Source organism: Thalassospira sp. MIT1004 (assembly GCF_001858545.1).
GTDB lineage: Bacteria > Pseudomonadota > Alphaproteobacteria > Rhodospirillales > Thalassospiraceae > Thalassospira > Thalassospira xiamenensis.
This window is the reverse complement of the sequence record NZ_MCAO01000008.1, coordinates 63,741-70,986: the sequence shown is the minus strand read 5'-3', so window position 1 is coordinate 70,986 and position 7,246 is coordinate 63,741. Positions and strand designations below refer to the sequence as shown.

General features: G+C 57.4%; 7 protein-coding genes. All 7 read right to left on the bottom strand.

What is annotated here, in order from left to right:
• Positions 1-234: 234 nt before the first annotated feature.
• The 7 genes from BC440_RS04200 to BC440_RS04170 all read right to left on the bottom strand — a co-directional run bounded on the left by BC440_RS04200 (position 235) and on the right by BC440_RS04170 (position 7,236).
• On the bottom strand, positions 235-726 hold the full coding sequence (locus BC440_RS04200) for an Lrp/AsnC family transcriptional regulator (protein ID WP_071239612.1): 492 nt from the start codon (positions 724-726) through the stop codon (positions 235-237).
• The gene (gene doeB, locus BC440_RS04195; protein WP_071239611.1) at positions 723-1,727 is read right to left on the bottom strand and encodes a N(2)-acetyl-L-2,4-diaminobutanoate deacetylase DoeB; all 1,005 of its coding nucleotides are present in this window, start codon (positions 1,725-1,727) and stop codon (positions 723-725) included. The genes BC440_RS04200 and doeB overlap by 4 nt, the downstream gene beginning before the upstream one ends.
• Positions 1,728-1,833: 106 nt before the next feature.
• Positions 1,834-3,015, bottom strand: coding sequence for an ectoine hydrolase DoeA (gene doeA / locus BC440_RS04190; protein ID WP_071239610.1), 1,182 nt, complete (start codon positions 3,013-3,015; stop codon positions 1,834-1,836).
• A 59-nt stretch (positions 3,016-3,074) separates the two neighbouring features.
• Entirely contained in the window at positions 3,075-4,067 is a 993-nt protein-coding gene (gene eutC / locus BC440_RS04185; protein ID WP_071239609.1) for an ectoine utilization protein EutC, read from the bottom strand.
• A gap of 5 nt (positions 4,068-4,072) precedes the next feature.
• The gene (gene eutB / locus BC440_RS04180) at positions 4,073-5,062 is read right to left on the bottom strand and encodes a hydroxyectoine utilization dehydratase EutB (RefSeq protein WP_071239608.1); all 990 of its coding nucleotides are present in this window, start codon (positions 5,060-5,062) and stop codon (positions 4,073-4,075) included.
• Positions 5,063-5,072: 10 nt separating this feature from the next.
• Positions 5,073-5,855, bottom strand: coding sequence for a hypothetical protein (locus BC440_RS04175; protein ID WP_007088943.1), 783 nt, complete (start codon positions 5,853-5,855; stop codon positions 5,073-5,075).
• Between the two features lie 97 nt (positions 5,856-5,952).
• On the bottom strand, positions 5,953-7,236 hold the full coding sequence (locus BC440_RS04170; protein WP_063093078.1) for a TRAP transporter large permease: 1,284 nt from the start codon (positions 7,234-7,236) through the stop codon (positions 5,953-5,955).
• Between the last annotated feature and the right edge of the window lie 10 nt (positions 7,237-7,246).

Below are 7,246 nucleotides of genomic sequence, written 5' to 3'. Positions count from 1 at the left end.
GCGTCAGGGGGCCGGGGTGGATGGGGATGGGGTGACCGTCTGGCAGGCGGCAAGGCCGATAGCCAGAATGCCGACGGTCATGGTCCTGATCATCGTAACGCCCGGTTTCATCACCCATCCCCCATAGGCCATCTGATAAAACCGATTTCGCCACAAGTTTGGCAGGTTGGGAAGTGTTTAAATTCAGGGGACAGGGTGTTTCGCCCGTCAATGTTGGGTATTGGGTGTCGGTTGTTATTTTCGTCCCCAGGGATCCAGAAGGGCGTCAATCGGCGGGACTGGTGTTACCTTGACCTTTTTGGTGACGATATAGGTGAAATAGCGGTCAATGCCGATCCCCGCGATCAGAAGCCCGTCGATCAGGCGCTGATAGGCATCGACATCGCGGCAGAGCACCTTGAGCATGTAATCCACCCCGCCGCCAAGGGCATAGCATTCGACGATTTCCGGGATATCCTGAACCGCCTTTTCGAAAATCGCGAAATCCTCGTGCTGGTGATGGCGCAATGTTACCTCGGTCATCACAAGGGTTGGTTTGACCAGCATTTCAAGATTGATATGCGCGTGATAGCCCGAAATGACGCCAAGGTCCTCAAGGCGTTTGAGCCGTTCCCAGCACGGGCTTGGCGAAAGGTTCACCGCCTCGGCCAGTTTGACCTTGGTGATGCGCCCCTCGCGTTGCAGCGTGAGCAGGATTTTCAGATCCTGATCATCCAGCCTGATCATTTCCCGACCACCTCGGCAATGACAGCAAGACAATCCCCGGTCTTGATCAGGCCGGGGAAATGGCGACAGGCGACGATGCCGTCGCGCGGTGCCTTGTATTCGGTTGGCACCCCGCCGGTCCGGTTGGCATCGTAAACGCGCGCAATCAGATCGCCGCGCGTGACCATCTGCCCCAGATCGACACAGGGTTCAAACAGGCCGCCTGAAACCGACGCAACGAAACAGTTGCCGTCCGGCATATCGAGCATGATGCCGCTATCGTCGGGAACGTCGGGCTTACCTGTCAGAATACCGGCATGGATCAGAAGGTTGCGCACCCCGCGATCGGCAATCGCGACCCGTTCGGCCGTGGTTGACCCCCCGCCGCCCAGTTCGGTGGTGACGAATGTTTTGCCGGCTTCCTCAACAACCGTGTCGAACATGCCGACCGAATCAAGTTCCAGCATCATCATCGAATAAGGGGCGGCAAAGGCTTTCATCGCGTTTACGCAGCGGGCTTCCTGTTCCTTGTCGTCAAGGACGTGGACGGCGGCAAACGGGATGAAGTCCAGTGTCTTGCCGCCGGAATGCAGATCAAGGACGATGTCGGCTTCGGGTACCAGATGGCGCAGGACGTAATCGGCGATTTTCTGTGTCACCGTGCCATCGGCCTTGCCGGGGAAGCTGCGGTTAAGGTTGCCCTTGTCAATCGGGGATGTCCGCGATGCATTGAGGAAAGCCGGGAAATTCATCGCCGGTAAAATGATGACCCGCCCGGTGATTTCAGCGGGTGACAGTTTCCCCGCCAGTTTGAACAGCGATACCAGACCTTCGTATTCGTCACCGTGATTGCCGCCGGTCAGAAGGGCGGTGGGGCCATTGCCGTTGCGAATGACCGTGATCGGGATCATCACAGCCCCCCACGCGGAATCATCACGCGAATAGGGCAGCTTTAAAAAGCCGTGATGAACACCATCCTGATCAAACGGGATCGTTGGCGTAATCGGGGATTTCTTTGTCATGGCCGTTTCCTTGCATAAAGGCAGGATACCGCGACCGTCGGTATCCTGCGTGGCAGTCTTGCACCGGCATATATCTGCGATGCGATTTTGATCGGCGGTATTCGCGTCAGTTTTTGACGAATAACTGCCTTGGATAACTGGTCAGCGTCTTGCTGCCGGTTTCCGTGATCATCATGCTTTCGGTGATCTCGATACCCCAGTCATCAAACCAGAGCCCGGGCATGAAATGGAATGTCATGCCGGGTTCAAGAACCGTGCGGTCACCGGGGCGCAAACTCATGGTGCGTTCGCCCCAGTCGGGCGGATAGGAAAGCCCGATGGGGTATCCACACCGGCTGTCTTTGTGGATGCCGTATTTTTGCAGCACGCCAAAGAAGGCAATGGCGATGTCTTCGCAGACATTGCCGGGTTTGGCGGCTTCAAGGCCAGCCTGAAGGCCTTCGATCAGGGCACTTTCGGCATCAAGGAAGCGCTGTTCGGGCTGCCCCAGATAGACCGTGCGCGATAGCGGCGCGTGATAGCGTTTATAGCAACCGGCAATCTCGAAGAACGTCCCGGCATCGCCCGGTATCGGTTTGTCATCCCAGGTCAGATGCGGCGCACCGGCATCGGCACCCGATGGCAGCAACGGCACAATCGCCGGGTAATCCCCGCCGATCCCGTCAATGCCGACAATCCCCGAACGATAGATTTCGGCCACCAGTTCGTTTTTCTTCATGCCCGGTTCGACGACTTCGAAAATGCGTTCATGCATGTTTTCGACGATGCGGGCGGCCTGGCGCATATAGAAAATCTCGGTCTCGGATTTTACGGCACGCTGCCAGTTCACAAGTGCCGTGGCATCATGGAACTTTGCATTGGGCAGATGGGCCTGCAATTGGGCGTAACATCTGGCGGAGAAATAGTAGTTATCCATTTCAACACCGATATTGCGCGTGCCCCAGCCGCGATGTTCGATTACCTCGGACAGGTAATCCATCGGGTGATGGGTGGTCGATTGCACATAATAATCGGCATAGGGGATGATGCGGTCATGGGTCATATAGACCGTGCGCTTTGCCCCATTTGCATCCTGTGATCGCCCGAACCAGATCGGGTCGTCCTCTATCGGGACAAGCACGCATTGGTGAACATAAAACGACCAGCCGTCATAGCCGGTCAGCCAGGCCATGTTTGATGGGTCGGTCACGATCAGAAGATCGAGCCCCTTTTCCACCATGGCTTTTTTTGTTTTTTCCAGACGCTCGGCATATTCCTCGCGCGTGAAATTCAATTCAACCTGGCTCATTGCAGGCCTCCAAAAAAAGGCGGGGTTTCAGTTTTTCCTGACCCTGTTTCCTTTTGTTATTACGACGTGATCTCGGTCCCGGCCTTGGCTGCATCGCAGCGCGCCCGGGCGAGGGTGGCGATTGCGGTGTCCTGGACACCCGTACCGGTCAGATCGGCAACCGTGATCGCATCGTCGGAAGCACGTCCCGACGCCGATCCGGCAATAATCTGACCCAGTTCTGGAAATGTGTGGTCGGCCCTGATGATCCGGGCATCAATGGCATGATGCAGTTCACCCAGAATCCGGCATTGCGAAAGGCTGTCGCACACATAAAGGTCTGCCCGGCCGATCAATGCCGGGTCGATTTCGTTTTTATGTTCCGCATCCGACCCCATGGCGGTGATATGGGTGCCGGGTTTGACCCAATCGGCTAAAAGGACGGGTTCACGTGCGGGGGTGGTGGTAACGATGATGTCGGCATCCTGTGCCGCCGCCCGGCCATCGGGCGTTGCGGTTACGGAAAGGCCAAGCTCGCTGGCGCAGGCGGCGGCACAGATTTCGGCCTTGGCCATATCGCGTGCCCAGATGGTGGCCGATGTGATGCCGCGCACCAGTTTAAGCGCCTTGAGCTGCAATTTTGCCTGCACACCGGCCCCGAAGATCGCGGCATGTTTGGCATCCTTGCGTGCCAGATGTTTGGCGGCAACGCCCCCGGCGGCAGCGGTGCGGATATCGGTCAGATAACCGTTATCGAGCATGACGGCTTCGAGCAGGCCGGTTTTGGCTGAAAACAGGTTCATCAACCCGTTGACCGACGGCAGGCCAAGCTTGGGATTGTCAAAGAAGCCGGGGCTTATTTTGATCGCAAAGCTTTCCAGGCCAGGGACGTAGGCGGTTTTGACATCGACCTCGCCATTGTGGTCGTCGATATCAAGCCGAAGGATTGGCGGCATCCGTACATCCTTGGTCGCCAGTGCCAGAAAGGCGTTTTCGATACAGGCAATCGCATCGGTATCAAGGGTGATCACGTTGCGAAGGTCGGTTTCGGTCAGAATTCTGATGTTGGGCATATCGGTTACTCCGCCATCAGGTCGACGTCTTCGCCGCCGACAATACGTTTATGCAAATCCATGTCGATATTGCAGCCGGTGGACAGAACCACCGTGGTGCCGGGATTATCGATCAATCCGGCACGAAGGGCGGCGATGCCAACGGCGGCGGCCCCTTCGATCACCTGCTGGTCATCGTGATAGGCGGCGCGGATGCCGTCCGCGATCTGGGCTTCGTTGACCAACACGAAATCGTCGGTCAGATCGGCACACATATCGAAGGTGTATTGGTTGTTTTGCCCGATACCGCCGCCCAGACTGTCGGCCAGTGTCGGCAGTTCCTTAACCGCGGTCGGTTTGCCTTCCTGCAGGCTTGTGATCATCGCACAGCCACGTTCCATCGAAATGCCGACAACCCGGATGGCCGGATTGATCGACTTCGCCGCCAGTGCCACACCTGCCAGAAGCCCGCCGCCCGATAGCGGCACCAGAAGCGTGTCGGTTTCCGGAAGCTGTTCAAGGATTTCAAGGCCAAGGGTTCCCTGACCGGCGATGATGTCGGCATGGTCAAAGGGGGGCAGCATGGTCATGCCCTTTTCCGATACCAGACGGTCGACTTCCTTTTGGGCTTCGTCCTGAGAGGCGCCGGAAATGCAAATTTCGGCCCCCTGGGCGCGGATGCCTTCGACCTTGTTTTTCGGGACCAGTTCGGACATGCAGATCACGGCGCGAACCCCGGCATTGCGCGCCGCATTGGCAAGAGCGCGGCCATAATTGCCGGTTGATACCCCGACCACGCCCTTTTCCTTTTGTTCGGGCGAGAGTTTCAGAACGGCGTTTGCCGCCCCGCGCAGCTTGAAGCTGCCGGTATATTGCTGGTGTTCGCATTTCAGCCACACGGGCGATCCGATCCGCTCAGACAGGCTGGCGGACGGACGCAGTGGTGTATGGATCACGTGTCCCGCAATGGTTTTGCGGGCAGAAAGCACATCACCAAGTGTGATGGGTTCTTTCATGGCGACCTCGTTACGATTTGTGTGGGGCGTGGTCAAACAGGGTTCCGAACCCTGTGACCGGTTTGTCGTATTTCATCAGATTCAGGGCGTGCCAGATCATGGCCTGATTGCTGGTAATTACCGGCTTGCCCAAAAGCTTTTCCGCACGTTCGGCAATCTCGGCCGAGCGGATGGCCGTGCAGGAAATGAACACGGCATCGGCATCCGGGCTGTTGGCCTGTAATGCCGCAGCCAACAGGGCATCGGGCGGGATTGCCGTCATATCAATATCGTTTTCAAGCCCGAAACCCAGCAGCCGGGTCACATCGAAACCGCGCACGATCAGCTGTTCGGCAACGGAACGGGTGACATCAAGAACATAGGGGGCGACCACGGCGATTTTTTGCGCACCGATTGTTCGCAATGCGACATCGGCCGCCAGCAACGGATTGGTCACCGCCGTACCGGGCATGCCCATGTTGATCAGGGCTTCGATCCGGTCTGATCCATTCACCGCCGTCCCCGATGTGCAGCCGAAAATGGCAACATCCACACCATATCCCGGCAACAGGGTGCGGGCGGCACGCGGCAGATCGTCGGCCATGCTGCGCAGGGTATCAACCGTGATGGGATTGGCATTTTCAATGCGGGTGGTGAACAGGCCAACATCATGGGGAATGATGCGGCGCAGGTCATCCTCGCCGTTGAAATCGGTGGCGAGCGTGATCAATCCGATCCGCCCGGCCGGGGCAACCGGATCGGGCAAATAGGACAGGTCTACCGGCTCTGGCGTGACCGCGGGGGCAACGGACATCGTCCTGAACTCCTTGATGGGGCGGGGCAATGAATGCCCGCACCCCGGTTTGATATTGTGGTTCGTCTTTTCCGGGACGGTCCCGGATTCCTGCCGATTAACGGAATGCCATGGTCGGCAGGAACAATGCGATCTGCGGAACAAGGACCAGAATCACGGCTGCCAGCAGAAGCATGAAGATAAAGGGCGGCGTGCCCCGGATGACCTCGTAATAAGGTCGCCTGAAGATCGCGATGGCGGTGAAAATATCGCACCCGAACGGGGGCGTTGCCGACCCGATGGCGACCTGAAGCGTCACCAGCGTGCCAACCAGAACCGGATCAAGTCCGGCATCACGCACCAGCGGCATGAAGATCGGTGTCAGAACCAGAATGACAACAATCGGATCAACGAACATGCAACCGATAAAGAACGCGATGCAGATTGCCGCCAGGATCAGATAGCTGTTTGCACCTTCAAGGCCCAATGCACCGATCACGTGTTGCGGGATCTGGGCAAAGGAAATCACGAACGAGAATGTTGTCCCCGCGCCGACAAGGATGAAGACCACAGCGGTAATCAGGCCGGTCGAACGGGCAATTTCCAGAAGTTCGGACCATTTCACCGACTTGAAGATCATGACTTCAAGAATGATGGCATAGACCACGGAAACGGCTGCGACTTCGGTCGGGCTGACCCAGCCGAGATAAATGCCGCCAACAATCAGAACCGGGAACATGATGGCGGGACCGGCATTGATGACGGCCTTGCCGCGTTCGGCCCAGCCCATGCGCGGGATGGTCGGGATGTTGTTCTTTTTCGCGTAGTAAATGCAATAGGCTGAAAACATCAGCAGGATCAGGATGCCCGGGCCGATACCAGCCAGGAACAATTCACCAATCGACACCTTGCCGACCACGCCAAACACGATCATGCCGATGGAAGGCGGGATCAGAAACGCGATGTCGCTGGCATTGATGATCAGGGCCATGGCAAAGCTGTCTTTGTAACCGGCTTTCAGCATTTTGGGACGTAACGGGCCGCCCATCGCAACCACGGTGGCCTGTGTCGAACCCGACACGGCCCCAAACATCGTGCAGCCAAGGGCGGTGGTGACCGCAAGACCGCCGCGCACATGGCCGACAAAGGTCATGGCAAGGTCAATAAGGCGGTTGGCCGTATGCCCCTTTGTCACGATATCGGCGGCAAAGATGAACATCGGCACGGCAATCAGTGCCACCGGCGAGATCCCTGTCACCATTTGCTGGATCAGAATTTTGGGATCAATCGGCATGTAAAAGGTAAAGGCGACGACGCTGGCCATGGTCAGCGGCACCATCATCGGGAAGCCCAGCACCAGAAGGACGAGCATCACAATCAGAATTGTGGTTCCAAGATCCATTTTCCGTCCC

What these genes read in the sequence shown, in the direction of transcription:
- eutB (WP_071239608.1), bottom strand. Translation starts at nt 5,062, where the DNA reads ATGAAAGAACCCATCACACTTGGTGATGTGCTTTCTGCCCGCAAAACC.
- doeA (WP_071239610.1), bottom strand. Translation starts at nt 3,015, where the DNA reads ATGAGCCAGGTTGAATTGAATTTCACGCGCGAGGAATATGCCGAGCGT.
- BC440_RS04175 (WP_007088943.1), bottom strand. Translation starts at nt 5,855, where the DNA reads ATGTCCGTTGCCCCCGCGGTCACGCCAGAGCCGGTAGACCTGTCCTAT.
- BC440_RS04170 (WP_063093078.1), bottom strand. Translation starts at nt 7,236, where the DNA reads ATGGATCTTGGAACCACAATTCTGATTGTGATGCTCGTCCTTCTGGTG.
- doeB (WP_071239611.1), bottom strand. Translation starts at nt 1,727, where the DNA reads ATGACAAAGAAATCCCCGATTACGCCAACGATCCCGTTTGATCAGGAT.
- BC440_RS04200 (WP_071239612.1), bottom strand. Translation starts at nt 726, where the DNA reads ATGATCAGGCTGGATGATCAGGATCTGAAAATCCTGCTCACGCTGCAA.
- eutC (WP_071239609.1), bottom strand. Translation starts at nt 4,067, where the DNA reads ATGCCCAACATCAGAATTCTGACCGAAACCGACCTTCGCAACGTGATC.